Annotated in this window: 25 protein-coding genes, 2 tRNA genes and 1 rRNA gene; 22 read left to right on the top strand and 6 right to left on the bottom strand. The window is 27.8% G+C overall.

Annotation, left to right across the window (positions count from 1 at the left end):
- Positions 1-26 precede the first annotated feature (26 nt).
- Both rrf and ACYUEX_RS17500 read left to right on the top strand, forming a co-directional pair.
- Positions 27-143 (top strand): 5S ribosomal RNA (rrf, locus tag ACYUEX_RS17505).
- 5 nt (positions 144-148) lie between these two features.
- Positions 149-224: transfer RNA gene (locus ACYUEX_RS17500), tRNA-Phe, on the top strand.
- 216 nt (positions 225-440) lie between these two features.
- Here ACYUEX_RS17500 and bcp read toward each other — a convergent pair.
- Complete coding sequence (gene bcp, locus ACYUEX_RS17495; RefSeq protein ID WP_460289293.1) at positions 441-893, bottom strand: thioredoxin-dependent thiol peroxidase; 453 nt, start codon at positions 891-893, stop codon at positions 441-443.
- Positions 894-1,069: 176 nt separating this feature from the next.
- Between bcp and ACYUEX_RS17490 the strand changes: the two genes are divergently transcribed.
- On the top strand, positions 1,070-1,816 hold the full coding sequence (locus ACYUEX_RS17490; protein WP_460289292.1) for a peptidylprolyl isomerase: 747 nt from the start codon (positions 1,070-1,072) through the stop codon (positions 1,814-1,816).
- Positions 1,817-1,860: 44 nt separating this feature from the next.
- Here ACYUEX_RS17490 and ACYUEX_RS17485 read toward each other — a convergent pair whose 3' ends face one another.
- Complete coding sequence (locus ACYUEX_RS17485) at positions 1,861-2,502, bottom strand: HAD family hydrolase (RefSeq protein WP_460289290.1); 642 nt, start codon at positions 2,500-2,502, stop codon at positions 1,861-1,863.
- Positions 2,503-2,921: 419 nt separating this feature from the next.
- Positions 2,922-2,997, bottom strand: a tRNA-Pro gene (locus ACYUEX_RS17480).
- 125 nt (positions 2,998-3,122) lie between these two features.
- On the opposite strand from ACYUEX_RS17480, the gene ACYUEX_RS17475 reads away from it, so the two are divergent.
- From ACYUEX_RS17475 to rsmI, 4 genes are all read left to right on the top strand, one after another.
- A complete protein-coding gene (locus ACYUEX_RS17475; protein WP_411169148.1) occupies positions 3,123-3,428 on the top strand; it encodes a hypothetical protein in 306 nt (101 codons plus the stop codon).
- A gap of 274 nt (positions 3,429-3,702) precedes the next feature.
- A complete protein-coding gene (locus tag ACYUEX_RS17470; RefSeq protein ID WP_411169147.1) occupies positions 3,703-4,932 on the top strand; it encodes a C40 family peptidase in 1,230 nt (409 codons plus the stop codon).
- A gap of 279 nt (positions 4,933-5,211) precedes the next feature.
- Positions 5,212-5,961 (top strand): tRNA1(Val) (adenine(37)-N6)-methyltransferase, encoded by a 750-nt coding sequence (locus ACYUEX_RS17465; RefSeq protein ID WP_460289289.1) that lies wholly within the window; start codon positions 5,212-5,214, stop codon positions 5,959-5,961.
- A gap of 4 nt (positions 5,962-5,965) precedes the next feature.
- Positions 5,966-6,811, top strand: coding sequence for a 16S rRNA (cytidine(1402)-2'-O)-methyltransferase (gene rsmI / locus ACYUEX_RS17460; RefSeq protein WP_411169145.1), 846 nt, complete (start codon positions 5,966-5,968; stop codon positions 6,809-6,811).
- 70 nt (positions 6,812-6,881) lie between these two features.
- On the opposite strand, the gene ACYUEX_RS17455 is transcribed toward rsmI, so the two are convergent.
- Entirely contained in the window at positions 6,882-7,121 is a 240-nt protein-coding gene (locus ACYUEX_RS17455) for an AbrB/MazE/SpoVT family DNA-binding domain-containing protein (protein WP_016207519.1), read from the bottom strand.
- Between the two features lie 485 nt (positions 7,122-7,606).
- Between ACYUEX_RS17455 and ACYUEX_RS17450 the strand changes: the two genes are divergently transcribed.
- From ACYUEX_RS17450 to ACYUEX_RS17435, 4 genes are all read left to right on the top strand, one after another.
- The gene (locus tag ACYUEX_RS17450) at positions 7,607-8,197 is read left to right on the top strand and encodes a DUF1836 domain-containing protein (protein ID WP_411169144.1); all 591 of its coding nucleotides are present in this window, start codon (positions 7,607-7,609) and stop codon (positions 8,195-8,197) included.
- Positions 8,198-8,303: 106 nt separating this feature from the next.
- Positions 8,304-8,447 carry a YvrJ family protein gene (locus ACYUEX_RS17445; RefSeq protein WP_411169143.1) on the top strand — a complete coding sequence of 48 codons (144 nt, stop codon included), beginning with the start codon at positions 8,304-8,306 and terminating at the stop codon, positions 8,445-8,447.
- A gap of 125 nt (positions 8,448-8,572) precedes the next feature.
- The gene (locus ACYUEX_RS17440) at positions 8,573-10,861 is read left to right on the top strand and encodes a helicase C-terminal domain-containing protein (protein ID WP_460289288.1); all 2,289 of its coding nucleotides are present in this window, start codon (positions 8,573-8,575) and stop codon (positions 10,859-10,861) included.
- 21 nt (positions 10,862-10,882) lie between these two features.
- Positions 10,883-11,515 carry a cyclase family protein gene (locus tag ACYUEX_RS17435; RefSeq protein ID WP_411169141.1) on the top strand — a complete coding sequence of 211 codons (633 nt, stop codon included), beginning with the start codon at positions 10,883-10,885 and terminating at the stop codon, positions 11,513-11,515.
- A 141-nt stretch (positions 11,516-11,656) separates the two neighbouring features.
- Here ACYUEX_RS17435 and ACYUEX_RS17430 read toward each other — a convergent pair whose 3' ends face one another.
- Entirely contained in the window at positions 11,657-12,535 is an 879-nt protein-coding gene (locus ACYUEX_RS17430; RefSeq protein ID WP_460289287.1) for an aldose 1-epimerase family protein, read from the bottom strand.
- 223 nt (positions 12,536-12,758) lie between these two features.
- Here ACYUEX_RS17430 and ACYUEX_RS17425 point away from each other — a divergent pair, with 223 nt between their 5' ends.
- On the top strand, positions 12,759-13,601 hold the full coding sequence (locus ACYUEX_RS17425; RefSeq protein ID WP_411169139.1) for a YihY/virulence factor BrkB family protein: 843 nt from the start codon (positions 12,759-12,761) through the stop codon (positions 13,599-13,601).
- Positions 13,602-13,748: 147 nt separating this feature from the next.
- On the top strand, positions 13,749-14,120 hold the full coding sequence (locus tag ACYUEX_RS17420; RefSeq protein WP_322413311.1) for a single-stranded DNA-binding protein: 372 nt from the start codon (positions 13,749-13,751) through the stop codon (positions 14,118-14,120).
- Between the two features lie 109 nt (positions 14,121-14,229).
- Here the strand turns inward: ACYUEX_RS17420 and ACYUEX_RS17415 are convergent, their stop codons facing one another.
- The gene (locus ACYUEX_RS17415) at positions 14,230-16,857 is read right to left on the bottom strand and encodes an FAD-dependent oxidoreductase (protein ID WP_460289286.1); all 2,628 of its coding nucleotides are present in this window, start codon (positions 16,855-16,857) and stop codon (positions 14,230-14,232) included.
- Between the two features lie 453 nt (positions 16,858-17,310).
- On the opposite strand from ACYUEX_RS17415, the gene ACYUEX_RS17410 reads away from it, so the two are divergent.
- From ACYUEX_RS17410 to ACYUEX_RS17370, 9 genes are all read left to right on the top strand, one after another.
- Positions 17,311-17,616, top strand: coding sequence for a DUF6514 family protein (locus ACYUEX_RS17410; RefSeq protein ID WP_460289285.1), 306 nt, complete (start codon positions 17,311-17,313; stop codon positions 17,614-17,616).
- A 70-nt stretch (positions 17,617-17,686) separates the two neighbouring features.
- Positions 17,687-18,055, top strand: coding sequence for a holo-ACP synthase (gene acpS, locus ACYUEX_RS17405; protein ID WP_460289284.1), 369 nt, complete (start codon positions 17,687-17,689; stop codon positions 18,053-18,055).
- Positions 18,055-19,551, top strand: a complete 1,497-nt coding sequence (locus ACYUEX_RS17400; RefSeq protein ID WP_460289283.1) for an NAD(P)H-hydrate dehydratase — start codon at positions 18,055-18,057, stop codon at positions 19,549-19,551. The genes acpS and ACYUEX_RS17400 overlap by 1 nt, the downstream gene beginning before the upstream one ends.
- A gap of 74 nt (positions 19,552-19,625) precedes the next feature.
- Complete coding sequence (locus tag ACYUEX_RS17395; RefSeq protein ID WP_460289282.1) at positions 19,626-20,237, top strand: germination lipoprotein GerS-related protein; 612 nt, start codon at positions 19,626-19,628, stop codon at positions 20,235-20,237.
- Between the two features lie 251 nt (positions 20,238-20,488).
- Complete coding sequence (locus ACYUEX_RS17390; protein WP_460289280.1) at positions 20,489-20,731, top strand: hypothetical protein; 243 nt, start codon at positions 20,489-20,491, stop codon at positions 20,729-20,731.
- Positions 20,732-20,739: 8 nt separating this feature from the next.
- Complete coding sequence (locus ACYUEX_RS17385; RefSeq protein ID WP_411169133.1) at positions 20,740-21,093, top strand: type II toxin-antitoxin system PemK/MazF family toxin; 354 nt, start codon at positions 20,740-20,742, stop codon at positions 21,091-21,093.
- Between the two features lie 247 nt (positions 21,094-21,340).
- Positions 21,341-22,165 carry a transketolase gene (locus ACYUEX_RS17380; protein ID WP_460289279.1) on the top strand — a complete coding sequence of 275 codons (825 nt, stop codon included), beginning with the start codon at positions 21,341-21,343 and terminating at the stop codon, positions 22,163-22,165.
- Positions 22,165-23,109: a transketolase family protein gene (locus ACYUEX_RS17375; RefSeq protein WP_460289278.1), complete on the top strand. Its 945-nt coding sequence runs from the start codon at positions 22,165-22,167 to the stop codon at positions 23,107-23,109. Before ACYUEX_RS17380 ends, ACYUEX_RS17375 begins: the two co-directional genes overlap by 1 nt.
- Positions 23,110-23,360: 251 nt before the next feature.
- A complete protein-coding gene (locus tag ACYUEX_RS17370) occupies positions 23,361-24,206 on the top strand; it encodes a YitT family protein (protein ID WP_460289277.1) in 846 nt (281 codons plus the stop codon).
- Positions 24,207-24,212 lie beyond the last annotated feature (6 nt).

The following is a 24,212-nucleotide window of genomic DNA, read 5'->3' as shown; positions in this document are numbered from 1 at the left end:
TGCAATTTTCAGAGAACACTCTGATATCTGGTGATGATGGCGTAGAGGAAACACTCCTTTCCATTCCGAACAGGAAAGTTAAGCTCTACAGCGTCGATGGTACTGCATGGGAAACTGTGTGGGAGAGTAGAACGTTGCCAGGTTATATGGCTCGATAGCTCAGTCGGTAGAGCAGAGGACTGAAAATCCTCGTGTCCCTGGTTCGATTCCTGGTCGAGCCACCAGATAAAAAAGCACTAACATTTGTTAGTGCTTTTTTACTCTTTAGGAAATTATATTTTTATATTTATTATGAATAACTACTGTAAGGTATTTAGGTATCGCCTAAAGAGTAAAAATATGAATATAGTGCGCTTACAAGATTTTCCTCAGGCAAGATTCGGAAATTCACATGCGCTAAAAAAGTCGACGCCTCGACAAGCTCGCCTTGGCGACTTTTTTTATTTAATAAATTCTAATAAGGCATCTACATGACCTTTAACTTTAACTTTTCTAAATTCATTTATTAGAATTCCATTTTCATCAATAATGAAAGTACTTCTTTCTATTCCTAAAACTTTTTTACCATACATATTTTTTTCTTTAATAACATCATATAGCTGGCAAACAACTTTTTCTTCATCACTTAATAAAACAAATGGTAAGTTAAATTTTTCAATAAATTTATTATGTGAGTTTAAGTTATCTTTACTTATACCAAGAACTATAGCATTTAAATCACTTATTTCAGTTATATTATCTCTAAAATCACAGGCTTCTGTAGAGCATCCCGGAGTATTATCCTTAGGATAAAAATATACTATTACTTTTTTTCCTCTATAGTCACTTAATTTATGTTCTTTTCCATCAGATCCCATAAGTGTAAAATCTGGTGCTAATTTTCCTAATTCCATTAAAAACATCCTCCTTATAAAGTTTATTTAATTATAATACTACTAATAATTATTATCAACAAGTAATACTAATTTAATCGTAAATTTATATTAAATTAATAAATCATATATATTTTAATATAAACTCTGGTATAATTAACTATGTTAACAAATTTTTATTTAAAGGAGATATTTTAATGGAAGATAAAATTTTGGCTACGATAGCAGGAAGAGAAATAAAAGAGTCTGATTTACAAGCAGTAATTATGAAATACCCAGCAGAAAGAAGAGAATACTTTAAAACAGTAGAAGCAAAAAAACAATTATTAGAGCAAATGGTTTCTTTTGAACTAATAAACATGCTAGGTAAGGAATTAAATATAGACTCTACAGAAGAGTATAGAGAAAATGTAAAACAGGCAGAAAAAGATATTTTAACTCAATTAACAATAAATAAATTATTATTAGAAGTTACTGTTACAGATGAGGATGCTTTAGATTATTATAATAATAATAAGAATGTTTTTACTCAACAACCAACAGTTACAGCAAAACATATATTAGTTGATTCAAAAGAACTTTGTGATAAAATTAAAAGCGAAATTGATTCAAATGAAATTACATTTGAAGAAGCTGCTGTTAAATATTCAACTTGCCCATCTAAGGAGCAAGGAGGAAACCTTGGAGCTTTTGGTAGAGGTATGATGGTTCCAGAATTTGAAGAAGCTGCATTTAACTTAGAAATAGGTGTTGTAAGCGATTCTGTTCAAACTCAATTTGGCTATCATTTGATAAAGGTTGAAGAGAAAAATGAAGGTAAAGAAATGCTATTTGATGAAGTTAAGGATCAAATTGTAAATACATTACTACAAGAAATGCAACAAAGAAAGTATTTAGATGTTGTTAAAGAATTAGAAAAGAAATACGTAGTTACTAGAGCATAATAAAGTATAAAAAATAAAGGAATTGATGTCAATTCCTTTATTTTTTATAGTAATTCATTAAAGCTTAATATGTATTTATCAGCTATATTTATTAAGGCTTCCTTTTGATTTTCAGATGCTTTATCATAAATAGCAAACACTTTCATGCCTGCAAGCTTTGCCCCTTTAACAGCTTGTACTATATCTTCAAAAACTAAACATTTATTTGGATCAACATTAAGTTTTTTGGCAGATAGTAAATATATGTCGGGATTATCTTTTGATTTTTTTACTTCTTCTGTTGTAGTTATTGAATCAAAAAAGTGGTATATATTATTTCTCTTAAGTGTTACCTCTAGTAGGGGTATAGAATTACTAGTTGCTAAGGCGATTTTCACACCTTTTTGTTTTAGTAAAGTTAAATACTCTACTACACCATCTTTTAGTTTAATTGTATTAGAATAATGATAAAAGGCCATTTCATGCCATGTAAATATAATATCTTCTATGCTGCTATCTATATTAAAATTGTTTTTAAAATAGATAGCTGTTTCAGTAAGAGTAAGATGAGTTATTTTTTCTTGAAGATTATCAGGAACATTATAACCAAACTTACTTAAATATTCTTCATCTATTTGAGCCCATATTCCCATTGAGTCTATTAGTGTTCCATCTAAATCAAATATAACTGCTTGTATATTATCCATATATTTATGACTACCTCCTTCAAGTGTTATTTAACATAATATTATAATAAGTTAAATATTATGTTAATTTATATTATTTTAGTAGTATATAAAAATTTTAACAATTATGACCCCTCTTTCATATAAGTATTGTAATTAGAATTTTGAAAAGGGGATAAGATTTATGTTGATATTAATATTGTGTGTTTATATATCAATAATTCCTATAGTATTAATTTCTTGTAAATCTATTGGGTTTGAAGATAAACTTAAAGAAGTTAATGACTATATGGATTGCAATTAATATAGTATATCTATATATAATTTAAAATACAAATATTAAAATAAAATTTACTTAAAATTAAAAATTATTATACTTAATAAGTAAGAAATAATAAATAAAATAAAAAATCCTCTCAATAATAGAGAGGATTTTTTTATGGTCGGGGTGACAGGGATTGAACCTGCGACCTCATGGTCCCAAACCACGCGCGCTCCCATCTGCGCCACACCCCGAAGTACATTATAATTATAGTAATTATAACCTGCTATGTCAACAGTTTTAAAAATAAAATGTTGAAATTATTTTTCTGTTGTTTTAATATATATAGATATTATATATATTTAGGAGGAACAAATTAATGAGAGGAAGTACTATAGTAATTATTTTGGGAAGCATAGGCTTTATATTAATGGGATTATTATCATTAAAGAGCAAAAAGACTAAAAAGCTATTAAGCAATAGTGGAGTTTATAGTGATATTGATAAGTTTATGAAGGTTAACGGAATATTTAATATATCTATAGGAGCATTAGGTGTTGTATTAGGAATAGCTGATTATATTTTACCAAATCAATCTAAGTATATAATAATTTTATTTATAGTAATTGTATCTATTTCATCTTTAGTACAAAGTAAGTCTTTAAAAAGGTATAGGAATATATAGAAATATATTCCTATACCTTTTTATAAATAAATTTTTAATAATTTATTTATAAAATTATAATAATGATGGTTATGAATAGCATATAATTATAATGAAAACTAGGTAATCATGGTTATATATGGATAACCAAGACTTATCTACATATGTATAGTATACATTTACATGGTCTAAATATCTCATTTTTTAAAAATTACCATTGTCCAAGCTTTCCATAAGTGTTATAATGGTAATAAATCATATAGGGAGAGGGGGATGGTCTAAGGACCAAACACTTATGAAAAAGAAGATTTTATCAATTGTTATAGCAGGTGCTTTAACAATAACTTCAGTCACGCCGGTTTTTGCTACTCCAAATCAGGAGGTAATAGAAAAAAATCAACAAGAGTATAACGAAATAAATAAGAAGATAGAAGATATTCAAGGTAAGATATATAGTTTAAATGAACAAATAGCACCATTAGCTGAAAAGGTTGAAAATAATAAGAAGCAAATGGAATCTATTAAGGATGAAGTTCAAAACACAAAGAAAGAAATTGAAAATTCAAAAACTGAAATTTCAGAAAAAGAGGAAGTATTAGGAAAAAGGTTAAGAGAGCTATATAAGTCAGGTGGACAAGGAAGTTATTTAATGCTTCTATTTAGCGCTGATAGTTTTGGTGATCTTGTTTCTAAATTAGATTCTGCTAATAGACTTGTAAGTATTGATAAAAAGATAGTAACAGATTTAGTAGATAAGAAAGAAAAATTAGACGAGAAAGTATCTTCTTTAGAAGAAAAATCAAATGAAATAGCTAAAATAAATGAGGAAACTAATAAGACTCTATCAGAATTTGAAACTAAGAAAGCAGAGCAGGAAAGTTTTATTGCAGAAGCACAGGCTGAGCAATTAAAATTCGATGCTGAGTTTTTATCTGTTGCAGAAAGAGGTTTAGTTGAACATCAACTTGAAATAGTAAAATCATCTAACGATAAATCAGCTCTTCAAAGTGCTATAAGCCAATTAATAAACATTAAAGATAATCAGCTTAAGAGTCCAACTGTAATTGAAGAAGTTAGAAATGCAATAGATGCAGGAACAGCTAAAGTTGAGGAATTAAAAGCTCAAGAAGAAGCAGCAAGTATACCAAATAGAGGATCTGGATCAGGTAATGCAGGAACAAGTAGTTCAGGTAATGCAATAGTAGATTTTGCATATGGATATATAGGTACTCCATATGTTTATGGAGCAACAGGACCTAGTAGTTTTGATTGTTCAGGATTTACTAGTTTTGTATATAGAAATGTAGCGGGGATGGACATAACAAGGACAACTTATTCACAGGTTGGAGTGGGACGTGAAGTTTCATATAATGAATTACAACCAGGAGACCTAGTATTTACTTATGGTTTAGATCACGTTGGAATTTATGTAGGTGGAGGACAATATATACATGCTCCACAACCAGGAGATGCAGTTAAGGTTTCACCTCTTACATCATTCACTACTGCTAGAAGAGTACTTTAATTAGAAGTTAATTATATGATTTTTATAAACTCCGTCTTATTTTAGGCGGAGTTTATTTTCATAATAATATATTATTATGTTTTTACTAATTTAATTTAAAAAATAAAATATTAATAGGATAATATTTTATGATATAATTTAGATTAGTTTTAAAGCTTATAAGTATATATTTAAGAAGAGTCTAAGGTTCATTATGTTTAATTGGTAGACTTATTATTATAATTTATATTAATGTTGATACTAATAATATAATTACAAAAGAAATTAGAGGTATTTAAGATGAATAGAAATATTAATTTACTAGAAGATGAATCTATTGATGATTTACAGCTAGATAACTTATATTTAATACAAAAAAAATCAGGATTTAGATTTGGTGTAGACGCAGTACTATTATCTAATTTTGCTAATGTAAAAAGAAATCATAGAGTTATAGATTTATGCACAGGTACTGGAATAGTTCCTTTTTTATTATATGGGAAATATAAGCCTAAAGAAGCTATTGGAATCGAGATTCAAAGCGATATGGTGGAAATGGCTAGAAGAAGTAGTATCTATAATAAATTAGAAGAAGTAATTAAATTTGAAGATGCTGATTTGAAAGATATAAATTTTCTAAGTAAGTTAGGCAAATTTGATGTTTTAACTGTTAATCCTCCCTATAAATTAAATAATTCAGGTATAGTAAATCCTAATGATAAATTAGCTATAGCTAGGCATGAGGTATTATGTACATTAGAGGATGTAATAGTATCAGCTAGAAAGCTTTTAAAGGATAATGGAAGAATGTATATGGTACATAGACCTGAAAGGTTAATAGATATATTCGAACTTATGAGAAAGCATAAAATTGAGCCTAAAAGAGTGCAGATGATACAACCAAATAGTAAGAAGGCACCTAATATAGTCTTAGTTGAAGGCCAACGTGATGGAGGAGCTTATTTAAAGTGGGAAGCACCTTTATATGTGTATAATGAAGATGGTAGTTATTCAAGTGAATTAAATAAAATATACGGTAGGGAGGTTTAGCTTCATGGAAAAAGGGAAATTATATTTAGTACCAACTCCAATAGGTAATTTAAAGGATATAACATTAAGAGCTTTGGAGGTTTTAGAAAATGCAGATATAATAGCAGCAGAAGATACAAGACAAAGTTTAAAGCTATTAAATCATTTTAATATAAAGAAAAGCTTATTTAGTTATCATAAACACAATGAGCAAGGGAAAAGTGAAGATATAATAAATAGATTAAAAGATGGAATGAATATAGCATTAATTACTGATGCTGGAACTCCAGGAATATCTGATCCTGGAAGTGTAATTGTTGAAAAATGCATAGAACAAGAAATAGAATTTGAAGTATTACCTGGAGCAACAGCCATAACAACTGCTTTAGTTTACTCAGGATTAGATACAACAAAGTTTATTTTTAGAGGATTTTTACCAAGAGAAAATAAAGAGAGAAATCCTATAATGGAAGAGATTAATGGTGTCAGAGATACTATAATACTATATGAAGCTCCACATAGACTATTGGATACATTAGAATATTTATTAAATAATTTAGGTAATAGAAAGATAGCAATATGTAGAGAACTTACTAAACTTCATGAAGAAATTTATAGAGGTACTATATCATTAGCCATTGAATATTTTGTAGAAAACAGACCGAGAGGAGAGTTTGTTTTAGTTATTGAAGGAAAATCAGACGATGAGATAAAAGCTGAAAAGGAAGCTTTGTGGAGCGATTTAACAATAGAAGAGCATTTGATAAAATTAATAGAAAGCGGAATAGACAAAAAAGAAGCTATAAAACTAGTGGCTAAAGAGAGAAATCTACCTAAAAAAGAAGTCTATAAATACTCAACAGAGTTATAATTAAATCCCCTACGAATTTACGAATTCATAGGGGATTTAATTATAACTGACTTTTTAATAAGTATTAAAATTATTTTTTTAATTCATTTAAGCAGTTTTTACAGATGTTTTTACCTTTGTAGTTAACAACATCTCTAGCATCTCCACAGAAGATACAAGCTGGTTCATATTTTTTTAATATTATTTGCTCACCATCTACATAGATTTCTAAAGCATCTTTTTCAGCTATATCTAATGTTCTTCTTAATTCAATAGGAATAACTATTCTTCCTAATTCATCCACTCTTCTTACTACACCAGTTGATTTCATTTTATTTCCTCCTTAAAACAAGTTTCGACATCTTGCAAGTTAATATTACTAAAAATGTAATTAAAAGTCAACATAAAAGAAAAATATTTTCAAAAATTACAAATTTAATATGACTCTTAGAGTTATAAATACAATATACTACCATAAATTAGAAAAGTCAATACTATTTATCAAATTTACAGTAAAACAGTAAAAAAATGTAGAATGGCTTGTCTACTAGCTTAAGAAGATGAAAATTAAGTTTGTACAAAACAAAATTAAAAAAAAGATAATAAAATAAGAAAAAAATGTAAAAAATATATGTATATATGTAAAGTTAATTGTATAAAGTGCATGTTTTAATTAAGAATTTCAAAATAATAGATAATTTTTATATTATTTTAAGAAAATAATAATAAAATTAAATTAAACAGAAAAAAATAACTTGTAATAAGTTTATATATACTATATAATTATAATAAAGTAAAAATGTAGAGGTGGATAGAATGGTAAAGAAAATAGATACTAATTATATAACAGAAGTTGCCGAAGAAATGTCTAATAATACTATGGTTGGTTACGATGATTTACCGAAATATGATCTTTTTTTATCTCAAGTTATAGATTTTTTAAATGATAAGTTTATGGAGGATAAATATACTAATAATATAGTTCAAAATTATATAAAGAGTGAAGTTATAAGTAAGCCTGAGGACGGAAAGAAAAGGGGCTATACTAAAATACATTTGGTACAATTAGTTCTTTTAAGCTATATGAGACCGGTATTAACAACGGAAGAAATTAAAAAGGTTTTCACTTTGGCATTTAATGAGATAAATGACAGAACAGATGATATTATATCTTGGGAAAAAGCATATAAGATATTCTCAGAAACTCAAAGTGAGAGCTTTAAAGATTTCTTAATTAAGCCAGCTGTAGATGAGGAAAAATTAGATAGTATAATTTCTGAATTAAAGTTAAATGAAAAAGATGAAAATAGTATAAGAACATTTGTTATAGTAATGTCTCTTATAGCACAAGCAAGTGCTATAAAAAAATTAGTACAAAAAATAGTAAATGAATATCATTCAGAATAGGATAACTATAATAAATTAATTAAATTAGTTTTTCTATATAAATTTAATTATTATATTTTTAAAAAAATCCCATTATAAGCATATTTAAATAGTGGGGTGATTTTTTATGGAAGAGATAGTGAACTTAATAGCTAATTTAGGATTTCCTATAGCAATTTCCTTATACTTATTAGTAAGAATAGAAGGAAAACTAGAGAATCTTACTACTAGCATAAATAACCTTTCACAAACCATAAATTCAATTAAATAAAGTATTTTAAATTAAGGTGTTGTTATATTTGATTATGGCAATACCTTATTCAGTTTTATATCCTATTAATTATTTAACTTTAGGATTATAATATATGTAAAGTATATAGGTAGGGAAGAACTTTAATGAATAATAAAAGAATAGTTAAAGAATCTGTTAGAGGAATAATAGAATATATTTTAAAGACTGGTAGCTTAGATGATAGATATATGGGAAGAAGTAGAGCTTTAGAAGGAACGTTAGCTCATCAAAAACTTCAAAGTAGTAATGAAAAAATATATATGAATTATCAAAAAGAAGTAAAATTAGAGCATTCCTTTGAAATAGATGATATAACTTTAATTGTAGAGGGAAGAGCGGATGGAATAATTATAGAAGATGATAATGTGTATATAGAAGAGATAAAATCCACTATGAAATCACTAATATTTATAGATGATGATTATAATGATTTACACTGGGCACAAGGTAAATTTTATGCATACATGTATTCTCTAAAAAATAACTTAAAGGAAATATATATAAGGTTAAGTTACTTTAATATAGAAACGGAAGAGGTTAAAAGTTTCGATAAAAAATTTAAATTAGATGAATTAGAAGAGTTCATTTTTTCTATAATTAAAGAATATAAAAAGTGGATATTATTAAAATCGATATTAAAAGAAGCAAGAAATAAATCTATTAAAAGGCTACAATTCCCTTTTGATAGCTATAGAAAAGGGCAAAAAGAACTTGCGATTACCTGCTTTAATACAATAAAAGAGAAGTCTGTATTGTTTGCACAGGCTCCAACAGGAATAGGAAAAACTATATCTACAGTATTCCCAGCTATAAAATCTTTAGGTGAGGATAGAGGAGATAGAATAGTATATTTAACTGCGAAAACTATAACCAGAACTGTTGCAGAGGAATCAATAAATAGATTAAAGGAAAATGGACTTACATGTAGAAATATTACTTTAACATCAAAAGAAAAAATTTGTTTTAAAGAGAAGGCGAAGTGTAATCCAGAGTATTGTGAATATGCAGTTGACTATTTTGACAAAGTAAATAACATTATATTTAAGATGTTAGAAAAGGAAAATAATTTTACAAGAGAAATAATAGAGTTATATTCAAGAAAAAATAGTATATGTCCATTTGAGCTATCATTAGATTTAAGTTTATGGTGTGATGTCATAATATGTGATTATAATTATGCCTTTGATCCAAGAGCTAAACTTAAAAGATTTTTTGAAGAAGATGTGGAAAACAATATATTACTTGTGGATGAAGGTCACAACCTTGTGGATAGAGCTAGAAATATGTTTAGTGCAGAAATTTATAAGGATAAGATATTACATGCAAGTAGATTACTTAAAGGAAAGGTACCAAGCTTATATAAGGCATTAAATGCTACAAATAAAGAACTCATAGAAATTAGAAGAGAAGTTCAGGAGCTAGAGCGAGATAGTATTTACAGAAAAGAAGAGTATAAAAATTTATATAAGTTTTTAAGAATAGTTTTAAAAGAATGTGATGAATATCTTATAAAGGCTGTAAATACCGAAGGATATGATGAAATTAAAGAATTATATTTTGATATTAGAAGTTTTATATCTATTTCAGAACTTTATAGTGATGAGTATGTCACTTTAGTAGAGCAAGATAAAAACAATGTTAAAGTTAAGCTGTTTTGTGTTAATCCTTCTAAAAATCTGTCTAAAATAGTTCAAGGAAGCTATTCAACTATAATATTTTCAGCAACTTTAACACCTATAAATTATTATATAGATTTACTTGGAGGAGACGATAAGAGCTATAGAATGAAATTAGCATCTCCATTTAAAAAAGATAATCTAAAAGTTTATGGGTATCCCCTTAATATGAGATTTAGACAAAGAGAAAATAATATTGATAATTTATGCGGGTTAATAAGAAAATTTATAGAAGTAAAATCTGGAAATTATATAGTGTTTTTACCATCTTATCAATATTTAAAAAAGATATATTTAAGGTATATAGAGCTTTATGGAGAAAGTAATACTATTTGTCAAGAAGAGGTTTTAACAGAGTCTGAAAAAGAAGAGTTTATAGACACGTTTCAAGATAAATCTAATATACTAGCATTTTGTGTTATAGGAGGCGTATTTTCAGAGGGTATAGATTTACCAGGGAATAGGCTTATCGGAAGCATAATAGTAGGAGTTGGATTTCCTAAAATCTCAAATGAAGGTGATATAATAAAGGATTATTATGAAGAAAAAGGTTTTGATTATGCATATATTTATCCTGGAATAAATAAGGTTATGCAGGCGGCTGGAAGAGTAATAAGGACAGAAACAGATGAGGGACGGATACTTCTTATAGATGACAGATACTTTACACTTAAATATAGAAATTTATTGCCAAAGGAATGGGAAATAATAAAATAATGGATAGATGGGAGAGTTAGGATGAGAGTTACAGATTTAAGTCACAATATAAACACAGATATGACTACATATACAAAAGATGAGAAGCCTGAGATATACAATATAGCCACAATCGAAAAAGATGGTTTTAATGAGAAAATTTTAAAAATATGTACTCATACAGGAACCCATATTGATGCGCCAAGCCATATGATTAATAAGGGGAAAAATATTGACGAGTTTAATGTAAGTGACTTTATAGGTATAGCTGTTATAGTTGATATTTCTCAATTCAAAGAAGTTACTATAAGAGATTTAATAAAATATGAGGATAGGATAAGAAACTGTGATTTTCTAATATTAAAAACAGGATGGGAAAAATATTGGGGAAGTAATGATTACTTTAATGATTTTCCGAGCTTAACTGAAGAGGCAGCTAAATGGATATGCGACTTCAACTTAAGAGGGATAGGAATAGACACAATATCTATTGATAAATTTGATAGTATAGATTTTGAAATACACAACATTATTTTATCTAGAGGAAAATTGATAATTGAAAATTTAACTAATTTAGATCTGATAAATAGCGAAGAGTTTACACTAGTAGCTACTCCATTAAAAATAGAATGCGGAGATGCATCACCAGTTAGGGCAATTGCCTTAACTAATTAGCATTTAATAAAAATAAGTCAAGGTATAAAACTACTTAGAGTATTACCTTGACTTATTTTTAATATTATTTTTATATGAATTTCTTTTAATATAGGTATGAATTAAAACTGTAAGTCTATATTTATGCCTATATAAGAATTATTAATCTATAAATAGCTTATAGTTTGCAGTAAATGAATCTCCAACATTTAATTTTTGAATCCCGGCTTTATCCTTAAACTCTCCATTAAAATTATAAAAATCTGAATGACCATACCATGGTTCTATACAAACAAAAGGAGCTCCAGTTGCTTTTGTCCATATAGCTAAATAAGGAAATCCAGAGAAGTCCATAGATAAGCTTTTGTTATGATTTTTTGATTTTAAGCTTATTATATTTGACTTTAAATCTCCAAACACTAAGGCATCAAGTTTAAATAATTCTAAAGATAGATTTATAATGTTTTCATCATTGAAGTATGGCTTTTTATCACCAGTAAAATATCCAGTTTTGGAATTTAGCTCCATTAAAGAACAGTTTTCCTTTTGGTTAAATTCAAAGTAGTAATCTTCAAGTTTCTCTCCAACCATTAATGGGCACATAAATGCTGGATGAGCTCCTATTGAGAAGTAGATATCTTTATCATCAAGATTAGTAACATTATATCCAACTTTAACGCCATTTTCTAAAAGCTCATATGAAAGCTTTAATGAAAACTTATAAGGGTAAACTTTTAATGTATCTTCTGACCATAGAAGTTCAAATACTATATGATTATCGTCTTTTTCAATCATTTTAAAGTCTTTAGTTCTTGCAAGACCATGTTGTGGTAATTCATATTCTAATCCATCTACTAAATATTTACCATCTGTAACCCTACCAACTATAGGGAATAATATTGGAGAATGATATTTCCAATATGATTCATCTCCATTCCATAGAAACTCTGTTGAGTTCTTTTTACTAATTAGGTTATTAAGTTCTCCACCAAATGTATTAGCTGATATTTTTATATTTTCATTTTCTAATATGTATTTCATAATAAACACCCTTTCAATTTATATAAGTTTTACATAGAGATTATACTATAATCAATAGTTTTTAGAAAGAATTAGAAATAAATACATTACTTTGCTTATATAATTTCAAATAATATAGTATTATATAAAGTAATAATTAAATAATGTAAAAGAATTATAATATAACTTATTTGAGATATAATATAAAAGATAAATAATAAATAATAAATAATGTGGTGATTTAATGGCTAATAACAATAATGAAAATAAAAAGTCTATAATAGATGGTATAATATATTTTATTGTAAAAGTGAATAATGATGATATATTTGCATTAGGTGCTCAACTTGCATACTATTTAATACTAGCCTTTTTCCCATTTTTAATATTCTTAATGACATTAGTTGGTTTTAGCAATTTAAACTCTGCAGATATTTTAGATGGGTTAAGAACTATATTACCCGATAGTGTATTTACATTAGTAGATACCACAGTTGTTGAAATTGTAGATACTCAAAATGCTGGTTTATTAGGAGCTTCTATTGCTCTTACAATGTGGTCAGCTTCATCGGGATTTAGAGCAGTTATTAAAGGTGTTAATAAAGCATACGACATGAAGGAAAGTAGATCCTTTATAAAAAGAGCATTTGTAGCTATATTTTTTACCTTAGCTTTAGCTTTAATAATAATGTTAGCTTTAGCTTTATTAGTATTTGGAGAATTGATAGGAAAATATTTAATATCTATACTTCCATTTCAGAATATAATAATAATAATATGGAATTTAAGCAGGTATATAGTAGTTGTGCTTATAATGTGTTGGATATTTGCAGGGATATATAGGTACACTCCTGCTAAAAAGATTCCATGGAGAGAGGTTTTTCCAGGGGCTATAATAAGTACCTTGGGATGGATAATAGTTTCATTAGCGTTTTCATACTATATAAATAATATAGCTAATTATTCAAGGTTATATGGAAGCGTAGGGGCAGTATTTATATTAATGACTTGGTTATATATTACATCAATGATACTAATTTTAGGAGCTGAAATAAATTCAGTTTTATCAATGAGACGAAAAAATTAATAAAACTATTAGAGAGACTATTTTTATATAGTCTCTTATTTTGTTTCTAAAAAAGTGTTTATAAAAATATGTAATATTTTATTTGTTTATGTATAGAAAAAAACTAACTGGATATAATCAAAGAAGAGATATTCAGGAGGTGTAAAAATGAATAAAATAGTATTATTAGGAAAGTTAATAAAAGACCCTGAACTTAGAACATTAGAGGGTAGTGATAAAGTATTTACTAGGTTCATAATCGCAGTAGATAGAAATTTTAAAGCTCAAGATGGCACAAGAAAATCAGATTTAATACCAATTACAATTTGGGGAAGAAAAGCAGAAGTAGTGTGTCAATATATGAGAAAAGGAAGCTATATAAGCTTGAGTGGAAGACTGAGAACAGGAAGCTATGAAGATAAAGATGGTAACAAAAAGTACATAGCTGAAGTTGTAGCAGAAGATTTTAAATTTGTAGGAAATAGAAGAGTTGAAAAAGAATTAGAAAACACAGATAATTTAAATGATTTTGCTAATTAAAGATTAAAATATAAATTTAAATAAATAGTATAACAGGGTAAGATATTAATTAATAGCTTACCCTGTTATATTTAAAATAAAGTTTTAGAGATAAAGTTATATATTATTTTTAAATAGTACCCTTACTTAATACAGTTGCTTTATCTTCTCCATTTTGAATTCCATTTATTATTTTTACAGAAGAAGAGATATTACCAATTAATATTCCTCCAACTAGACTATTGTTTTCAAAGAATAATTTAGAGTATTTATTATTTACACTATCAATATAACCTACCTTTTCTAGAGAAGGGTCATCAAAGTTTACTGTTCCAGCAGAGAATACTTGAGTATTCATTGAAGCAAATACTGTAGATGAAACAAATTTCTCGAATTTAATTTTATCACCTGTAGCATTAGCCCCAGCAACTTTACCCATTTCTATTGCAGCTGGCCAGTTTCCATAATAAATTCCATCTAATTCAGCTACATCTCCGCAAGCATAAATATCTTCAATATTTGTTTGCATATATTGATCCACAACAATACCTTTATTACATTGTATTCCTAAAGGCTGAGCTAAGAAAATATTAGATCTAACTCCAACAGAATAAATAATAGTATCAACATCAATCAATTTACCACTCTTTAATTGAATTGACTTAACACCATTCTTATCTGCATTTATAAATTCAACAGCTTCACCTAATAATACATTAACAGGAGTTTTATTAACTAGTGATTCGAATAACTTAGATCCTTCAGTATCTAATTGACGAGGAAGCATTCTATCTGCTAATTCAACTACAGTAACATTTATATTACGTTTTTGAACTTCCCAAGCAGCTTCTAAACCTAGTAAGCCACCACCAATAATAACTACATTTTTAGAAGAAGGTAATTCATTTTTAATAGCTTCAACATCACTAAGCTTCTTAACTGTATGAATGCCTTTAATAGTATTATAAGTCCAAGAATTTATTTCTATTTCAGAATCATCTAATTTAACCTTTGTTGGAGGAACAAAATTATAACTACCATTTGCTAAAACTAACTTATCATAACGAATTCCTTGTTTATTATCTAATTTAATAGTTTTAGTTTCCTTATCAATACTATTTACATTTGCACCAAGAATTTCAATTATATTATTTTCTTTATACCAATTAGTTTTTGCAAGGTAGAATGTATCATCAATTTCATCAGTTATTAAATCAGAAAGCTGAGTTCTTACATATGAGTGCTCTGTTTCATTAGAAATAAGTTTTATAATTGCACTAGCATTTCTTTCCTTTATAGCTTTAGCAGCATAGAAACCAGCAGCACCATTACCTATTATTACATAGGTTTCTTCTTTATCAATTAAATAATTACTAGTCTCTCTCTTTACTTCTATGAATTGATCACTTCCAGCTCCACATACAGAACAAATTTCTGGAACGGTCTCAGCTTCAAATATCTCACCACAAATTACACATTTCCAAAGTTTCAAACCACCGTTTGTAGGAACTTCTTCTATATTTGTTTTAGCTTTTGCCATAGGCGTAAATTTCTTTTTACCAGTTAAAATTTCTCCAAATCCAAGTCCAAATTCATAAGCTTCTTTTAATTCGTTATCAGATGGTTTGAAGTTTATTTTTAAGCTAGGACCATACAGCTTCATATTTAACTCTTTAAATCTTGTTTCCATTCTAGGAATAGCTTCTCCACTCCAACCATATGAACCAAATGCAGCAGCTAATTTTCCACCATGGACAACTGGGTTTAGTTTTGAAAGTATATCACGAATTGGTTCAAGTAATTCACTAACTATAGTAGGTGAGCCGCATAGTAATCCATCTGATTCTCCTATGCTATTAATTATATCACCCATCTCATGATGTATAACATTAAATAATCTAACTTCAATGTTTCCAGCAGCTTCTATGCCCTTAGCGATTTCCTTAGCTAATGTTTCAGTATAACCATATGCTGAAACATAAGGTATTGTAACTATTTTTTTACCATCGTCAAGTGGAGAAGCAGGAGTACTCCATTGTCTATAAGTTTCAACAATTTTCATTGGTTCTTCTACTAAAACAGGCCCGTGACCGGGTAAAATCATATCAATTTTTAGATTTTCAATCTTTTTTATAGCTTTTAATACATATGGTTTATATGGTCCAAAAATACAATCAAAGTAGTATTTTAGTGCGTCCATGTAGTGATCTTTATTTTCAACTTTGCTATTTATTATTGCTTCAGATGAATAGTGAGACCCAAAGGAATCACATGTAATTAAAACTTCGTCTTCAGGAACATAAGTGTATATTGAATCTGGCCAGTGTAAGAAAGGGGCAGAAATAAATTGTAAAGTTTTATTTCCTAAGCTTAATGTATCTCCATCGCCAACAGTTATTGATTCAAAGTCTCTATTTGCAATTTTTTTCATAAATTTAATTGCAGGAGCAGAGCCTACTACTTTGGCATTTGGTGAAATTTCTAACAACTTAGCCACTGATCCAGCATGATCAGGCTCAGTATGATCAAGAACGATATAATGAATATTTGTAATATCTATATCTTTTAATCTTTCTATATATTCATCAAAAAATTCAACCTTAACTGTTTCGAAAACAGCTGTTTTTTCACTTCCTTTAACAACATATGAGTTATAGCTTGTTCCGTAAGGTGTGTACATAATAATATCAAAAATTCTTAAATTTGGATCAAGAGCCCCAACCCAATGTATATCTTTTTTTAATTGTAAAGATTTCATAAATTTACACCTGCCTCAAATTAATATTATATAATAATAATTATTATAAAATTATTATATGTCTAATTATTAACAATATCAATAACTATTTAAAATATTTATTAATAATTTATATTTTATATTCCAGATTAATATAAGTATTTTTAAAGATATATATAGTCTAACAATAACATATCAATATTATTACTAAATCATCAATTATAGATATAAATTAGATAAGATTAATAATAAAAAGCAACAAATTCGACAAGAAGCTAATGTTATTTATAAAAATGTTTTATATTATTAAATAACTTTATGTTAAAAAAATATATTGAGAAAAAAATGTAAAAATATAAAGAAATATTTTAATGGTATAACAAACAATGTTTGACATTGTTTTGATAAATTTTATGATATGTTTTTATTGTAGTAGTTAATTAACCTAATATGGTTTATAAAGAGGGGGATAAAATGCATATTGTTGATAGTTTATACAATATTACAAAGAATGATAATAAGGAAAGCAGATATGCCTATAGAATGATAAAGGAGGATTTTTTTGGTGGACAAGCTTTTGGCATAGAGGCGGAAAGGCAAGACTTAGTTGAAGGAAATGTAATTACAATAGAAAGGGATGAGATTAGAAAAATATCTAATATTGAAGGAAAGGTTAAGGAACTTTTAAATTTAATATATGTTAATGAAGTGTCTCCAATACATCTTGTTGACATATTAGGAGAATATGTTGATAACTATGTATCAGATTTTAATTTGTAATTTTGAAGTAAGTTAAAAATCACATATAATCATATAGTATTTATAGTAAAATATATTAGAGGTGATTTTTATGATAATTGGAATAGGTACTGACATAATTGAAATAGATAGAATTGAAAATGCTATTAATAAAACAAATGGATTTATAGATAAGTTATTCACTAAAAGAGAAATTGAAATGTTTAAATCTAGAAATATGAGGGCAGAAGTAGTAGCAGGAAATTTTGCAGCTAAAGAGGCTATAAGTAAAGCCTTTGGAACAGGTATAAGGGGATTTTCTTTAAAAGAAATAGAGGTTTTAAGGGATAAGTTAGGAAAGCCTGAGGTATTTTTAAGTGATAATATAAATAACCTTATAGGTAAAAAATATAATATAAATATATCAATATCACATAATAATACGTCGTCAATAGCTTTTGCTATTTTGGAGGAAGCATAATGTATGTAATGTCAACAAATAAATGTATGTGTATAGATAAATACACCATAGAGAAAGTTGGGATACCAGGTATTGTCCTTATGGAAAATGCAGCAAATGAAGTAGTAAATAAAATTTTTAATATGGGAGAAAAATTTATTATTTTCTGTGGCAAAGGCAATAATGGTGGAGACGGGTTAGCTATTGCAAGAAAGTTAATTTTAAAAAATAAGGATGTGTTGGTAGTTGTCGTAAATAAAAATGATAACTGTTCTAATGAATTTTCTACTAATTTAGAAATAATAAAAAAAATTACATCAAAAATTACTTATATTAGTAATGAAAAGGACATAGAAAGTTTAATTTCTATCTTTAGTAGCTATAAAGTTGGAATAGACTGTCTTTTTGGAATAGGATTAAATAGAGAGTTAAGCGGATTATATATTGGTTTAATAGATACTATAAATAGATATGTGGAAACTAAAATAAGTATTGATGTACCATCAGGATTAAATGCAGATAATGGTGAAGTAATGGGGGCGGCTATAAAAGCTGATATAACTTATACATTTGAAGTTATAAAAAGAGGATTTATAGAGTATAAAGCATTAAGTTATTTGGGTAAACTTGAGGTTTTAAATATAGGTATTCCAGATTATGTTAAGCATGAAAACTCTGAAAAAATAACTATTTTAAAAAAAGTTGAGTATAGCAAATTGCTAAAAAAGAGAAATTTATATGACCATAAAGGAATGTACGGGAAAATTGCTATTTTAGCAGGTAGTAAAGGTTATACTGGAGCAGCATATATAACTACTGAAGCATGTGTTAAATCAGGTTCAGGATTAATTACCCTAGTATCTTCAGGATATGTCCAAGATATATTGAGTTGTAAGCTAGTTGAGGCTATGACTTTAGATATAAAGGAAGAGGAGAAAGTAAAAGGTTTATTGGAGAACTCAGATGTAATTGCGATAGGACCTGGTTTAACAGAAGGAGACTTATATAAAAATATACTAAAAGATATAAAAAGCTATGAAGAAAAATTTTTTGTAGTTGATGCAGATGGATTACAATTGATTTCAAAAGATAAGGATTTAATGAAAAGGATTAGAGGAAGGGCAGTCTTTACTCCACATCCGGGAGAAATGGCGAAACTACTAGGTAAATCAGTTGATTTTGTTGAAAGTGATAGAATAGGTATTGCAAAAAAATATGCAAAAGATAATGATGTAATAATAGTTCTAAAGGGGTACAATACTGTAATAACAAATGGTGATGATGTGTACATAAACAATACAGGGAATAGTAAGATGGCCTCAGGAGGAATGGGGGATTGCTTAACTGGAATAATATCATCACTTATAGGACAAAGACATTCTATTATGGATTCAGCTTTACTTGGTACATATATACATGGGTTAGCAGGGGAGCTTTCCTATTCCAATAAATATTGTACAGTAGCCTCTGAAGTTATAGAAAATATATCTAAAGTTATGGATTATATATCTAGATAAGTTTTAAAGTATGAATAAAATCCATCTAAAGCTAATATTAGTATTAATAAGTACTAAAGCTTTAGGGAGGATTTATGAAAAAGAAATTATTATTAATACTTATGGTATGCATACCAGTTATATTGATTCTTTTAGTGATATTATTTAGAATTACATCTGAGCCAAGTAATGAAGAGATAATAAAATCTCTAAGAGAAATAAAATGTTATAGTACAAAAGTAGAGTATATAATAAAAAATTCTAGGGGAGAGGAAAGAGAAGAAACTAAGCACTATTATTTAAAAGATATTGGTGAAAGAATTGACTTTGGAGAAGAAAGATCAAAGATATACAAAGATAATAAAATTATAGTTAAAGACAACATATCAAATAAAGAATATGCAATGGAAGATGATATGGATAAAATACATTCTTTAGCTTTTATGAATAAATTATTATCATACCCAATTAATGAAGATGGAATAAAAGAGGGACAAGAAGAGTGGGGAGACACAGAGTATATAGAATTTACCAGTGAGGTATTTTTAAAAAATAATCATTTAGATAAAATTAAGGTTTTCATAGATAAGAATGAAGAGACTCCAATTGGAGCCATCGTTTATGACAAAAATGGAAAAGATAGAATAAGGATTGTGTATAGGGATTTCCAAAAACTAAAGCAATTAGAGGATGGATTTCTAGATTAATTGATATAGAAACAAAGTAAAATAAAAATAACCAGTTCGATATTAGTACGCGTTAAGAGGTTAAAGAAAATGGAGTACATAAGTGTAAAAATAGTTTTATAAATTAAACCTTAATATTATTTTATTAAATTATAAAAAAACTATAGAAATATAAATTTAAACAAAGAATTTGAAACATATGTTTTGACAAAGTGACATAATTTGCAATATAATTGAGTTATACATAGATTTTTACTACCTGGAGGCAAATTATGTCTAATAAAGTTAAAAAACTAAATTTTATAAAAAATGTAGTTAAAATTAAAAAAAATAGTCAATTTATTGATTACAATTTAATAGAATATAATGAAGACCAACTTGATTTGGAATTTTTAGAATTAATGAAAGAGGGCTACAAAGAAATGTCTAAAATTAATTTGGAGCTTTCACAACTTCCTTTCGAGTGCGAAATTGCAGATATTAACGAATATGAGAACTGGCTTTGCGGAGTGTGATATTTCTAATGACGACTATGGTAGTAAAAAGAGGGGATATTTTTTATGCAGATTTAAGTCCTGTTATAGGTTCAGAACAAGGTGGGATTAGACCTGTTATAATAGTTCAAAATGATATTGGCAATAAATATAGTCCTACAGTTATAGTTGCAGCTATAACTTCACAAATAAATAAGGCTAAATTGCCAACGCATGTTGAAATTTCTTCAGAAGAATATGGATTGAATAGGGACTCAGTTGTTCTATTAGAACAAGTAAGAACTTTAGATAAAAAAAGATTAAAAGAAAAAATAGGGCATATGACAGATGCTGATATGAAGAAAGTTAATAAAGCCTTATTAATTAGTTTGAATCTTGCATAAATTTTTGAGAAAAAGAGTATATTAAATACTTAAGAAACCCGATTAGGGTTTCTTTTATTTATATAAAACATAGCAAAAGTGATATACTATTTTTAAATAGAGTATCACTTAAGTGTAAAAAATATATATTTTATTAAAAAACAGAACCAATAGTATATACAAAATAAAAATGTTATGCTAAAATAATTTTAGCGAATATAGGAAAATATATATTGACAGGTAAATTTAAATCTTAGGAGGATAAAAAATGATAAAAAATATTGAAGAATTAAAATCAGTAGCTAAAACTGTTCGTGGGGATATAGTTTCAATGCTAACAGAATCAGCATCAGGGCATCCAGGTGGTTCATTATCAGCGGCAGATATATTAACTACACTATTTTTTGGAGAAATGAATATAGACCCAGAAAATCCTAAGGACGAAAATAGAGATAGATTTGTATTATCTAAAGGACATGCAGCCCCTGTTTTATATAGTGTATTAGCAAGAAAAGGATATTTTCCTGTTGAAGAGCTTAAAACTTTAAGAAAAATTGGATCAAGATTACAAGGGCATCCAAGTATGAAATGCTTACCTGGAATAGATATGTCAACTGGGTCTTTAGGCCAAGGAATTTCTGCATCTGTAGGAATGGCTTTAGCAGGGAAAATTGATAAGAAGGACTATAGAGTTTATACACTTTTAGGCGATGGAGAGCTTGAGGAAGGCCAAGTTTGGGAAGCAGCTATGTCAGCAGCTCACTATAAACTTGATAACTTAACTGCATTTGTAGACTTTAATGGATTGCAAATAGATGGAGATATAACAAAAGTTATGAATCCATCACCAATAGATAAAAAGTTTGAAGCCTTTGGATGGAATGTATTAGTAATAGATGGTCATAACATAGAAGAAATAATAGATGCTATAGATAAAGCTAAAAATTGCAAAGGAAAACCTACTGCTGTTATATGTAACACTATAAAAGGAAAAGGTGTTTCTTTTATGGAAAATCAAGCAGCATGGCATGGAACAGCACCAAGTAAAGAACAATGTGAGCAAGCACTAGCAGAAATTGGAGGTAATAACTAATGAGTAAGAAGATTGCAACAAGAGAAGCTTATGGAAAAGCATTAGCATTATTAGCTAATGTTAATGAGAATATATTAGTTTTAGATGCGGATCTTTCTAAATCTACAAAAACTGCAGATTTTAAAGCTGTTTGTGAAGAAAGATTCTTTAATATGGGGATAGCTGAAGGAAATATGATGGGAGTTGCAGCAGGATTATCCACTTGTGGAAAAATACCGTTTGTTAGTACTTTTGCAATGTTTGCAGCTGGAAGAGCTTTCGAACAAATTAGAAACTCTATTTGTTATCCAAAATTAAATGTTAAAGTATGTGCAACTCATGCTGGTTTAACAGTCGGAGAAGATGGTGCATCTCATCAAGCTATAGAAGATTTAGCTTTAATGAGAAGTATACCTAATATGACAGTAATATGCCCAGCAGACGCAGTAGAGACAGAAGCTGCTATAAAAGCTATTGCAGAGTATGATGGACCTTGCTATGTTAGGCTTGGAAGAGCTGCTGTAAATGTTATAAATGATGAAAAAACTTATGAATTTAGAATAGGAAAAGGCGTGACATTATCAGAAGGAAATGACGTAACAATAGTTGCAACAGGAATAATGGTAGATGTTGCATTAGAAGCAAAAGAAGAATTAAAGAAAGATGGAATTAATGCAAGAGTAGTAAATATTCACACATTAAAGCCAATTGACAAAGAGTTGTTAGTTAAAGCTGCAAAGGAAACAGGAGCTATAGTTACTGTTGAAGAACATAATATAATAGGTGGACTTGGTTCAGCGGTTGCAGAAGTTTTAACTGAAGAAGCTCCAGTGCCTGTATTAAAGGTTGGAGTAAATGATGTATTTGGGGAAAGTGGATTGCCAAATCAATTATTAGAAGCGTATGGTTTAACAGCTAGTAATGTTATAGAAAAAGTTAAAAAGGCAATTTCTCTAAAAAAATAAAAAGTTTACTATAATAATTTAAATAAATTACTAAAAAAATAGCTATATTTACCACTAAAGCTGTAGAAAATTTCTACAGCTTTTTATTTTAAAATTTTAAATTACAATTTGCCAAAATAGTAATATAATAGTAACAGTGGTTTACTTAATTATTAAATGAAAATACTATAATATTAGGGTTAAAGCTGCGGATAGAAAAGAATAAAATGAGGAAAAATAATAGAAGTTCTCTAAGAAAGGGGCATATAATAATGAAGGAAAAAATAAAGGAATATGTTTTAATACTTACAGGTGTGTTTCTAGTTGCTATATCATTAGAATATTTTTTTATTCCTAATAATATAGCAGCAGGGGGATTGACTGGATTAGCTATAGTAATAAATCATTATATACCAGCGATGTCTACTGGACCATTAGTGTTTATTATGGATTTAATCTTGTTTGTAATCGGATTTATTTTTCTTGGGAAAAACTTTGGGGTCAAAACTATAGTATCTAGTTTTAGCTTGGCAGGAATGATGACAATAATAGAAAAATTTTTAAATCCTCAAGCAATAACAAATGATTTAATGTTAGCAGCAATATTTGGAACTCTTATAACCTCAATAGGAATGGCAATTGTGTTTAATGCAAATGCATCAACGGGTGGTACAGACACCATAGCAAAGATATTGAATAAATTTTTTCATATTGATATAGGTAAGTCATTATTATCAGTAGATTTTATAGTAACCTTATTAGGGGCAATTACTTTTGGCATAAACATAGGATTATATGGATTACTTTCAGTAATAATTAATGGAATTGCTATTGATAAAGTAATAGAAGGTTTCCATGTTTGTAAAGAAGTAACTATTATAAGTTCTAAAAATGATGAAATAGGTAGATTTATAATGAACGATTTAGAGCGAGGATGCACATATTTAAAAGGAGTAGGTGGATTTACCAATACTGATATTTATGTGATATATGCAGTATTGGGAAGAAGTGAATTTATAAAATTAAAGCAGTATATAAGTAAAATAGATCCTAAGGCTTTTATAACAGTTGGAGAAGTTCATGAAGTTATGGGAGAAGGATTTAAGAATATACAATAATTTTAG

The organism is Clostridium sp. CTA-7 (assembly GCF_054768095.1).
The sequence above is the reverse complement of the archived record's forward strand: the minus strand, read 5'-3'. Positions and strand labels throughout refer to the sequence as shown.